Raw genomic sequence first — 1,454 nt, 5'->3', positions numbered from 1 at the left:
GCGCTGCGGGCCATCCTGCGCCAGGACCCGGACGTGATCATGATCGGCGAGATCCGCGATTACGAGACGGCGCAGATCGCGATCCAGGCCTCGCTGACCGGTCACCTGGTGCTGGCGACGCTGCACACCAACGACGCGGTCAGCGCGGTCACGCGCCTGACGACATGGGCGTGGAGCCCTTCCTGCTGAGCTCGTCGCTGCTGGGCGTGCTGGCGCAGCGGCTGGTGCGCAAGCTCTGCCCGGTGTGCAAGTCGCCGGAGCCGCTGCCCGAGGGCGGCGCGCGCTACCACCCGGTCGGCTGCCCGGCCTGCGCGAGCAGCGGCTACAAGGGCCGCACCGGCGTGTACGAGCTGATGGTCTGCGACGACACCATCCGCGGCCTGATCCACAACCAGGCGGCGGAGTCCGAGCTGCTGGCCGCGGCGCGCGCCAACGGCCTGCGCTCCATGCGCGAGGACGGCGACCGGCTGGTGGCCGCGGGCGTGACGTCCGAAGAGGAAGTGCTGCGGGTCACGCGCGAGTGAGCGCGGCCGATCAAGACCGCGCGCCCTGACGCTACCCCCGACGCCGCACGACGCAGTCAATCACGAGGTTCCCAGCGATGCCCGCCTTCAAGTACGACGCCCTCGACGCGTCCGGCAAGTCCCAGCAGGGGCTGCTGGAGGCCGACACCGCGAAAGCCGCGCGCACGCAGCTGCGCGCGCAGGGGCTGGTGCCGATGGACGTGAAGCCGGTGGCGGCACCGGCCGGCAAGCAGTCGCGCTTCGCGCGGCGCGCCTTCAAGGCGGCGGGGCTGACGGTGTGGACGCGGCAGCTGGCGGGCTTGGTCTCGGCGGGCCTACCGCTGGAGCGCTCGCTGTCGGCACTGGCCGACGAGGCCGAGGACCCGCGCCAGCGCGAGCTGATGTCGCAGCTGAAGTCCGAGGTCAATGCGGGCTCGTCCTTCGCACGGGCGCTGGCGATCGCGCCGCGCGAGTTCGACGACGTCTACCGCGCGGTGGTCGCCGCCGGCGAGCAGAGCGGCGCGCTGGGCCCGGTGCTGGAGAGCCTGGCGGACGACCTCGAGGAGCAGCAGCGGCTGCGCTCGGAGCTGTTCGGCGCGCTGGCCTATCCGGTGATCGTCTGCATCATCGCGGTGCTGGCGGTGAGCTTCCTGCTGACCTACGTCGTGCCGCAGGTGGCGGCGTCTTCACGCAGACCAAGCAGACGCTGCCGCTGCTGACGCGGATCATGATGGGCCTGTCCGACCTGATGCGGACCTGGGGCCTGGCGATCGTGGCGGTGCTGGCGGCGGTGTTCTTCGGCGCGCGCCAGATCCTCAAGCGCGAAGGTCCGCGGCAGCGTTTCGACGCGGCATGGCTGAACCTGCCGCTGCTGGGCCGGCTCTCGCGCGGCTACAACGCGGCCCGTTTCTCGGGAACGCTGGCGATGCTGGCCGGCGCCGGCGTGCCCAT

General features: G+C 72.1%; 2 pseudogenes. Both read left to right on the top strand.

Features of this window, described 5'->3' with window-relative positions:
* Positions 1-524 (top strand): annotated as a pseudogene (locus tag FUT87_RS09665) (GspE/PulE family protein); the annotation flags it as partial.
* Between the two features lie 77 nt (positions 525-601).
* A pseudogene (locus FUT87_RS09660) lies at positions 602-1,454 on the top strand (type II secretion system F family protein); the annotation flags it as partial.

Source organism: Mitsuaria sp. TWR114 (genome assembly GCF_007997345.1).
Note: the sequence above shows the minus strand (reverse complement) of the source record. Positions and strands in the feature narration are given on the sequence as shown.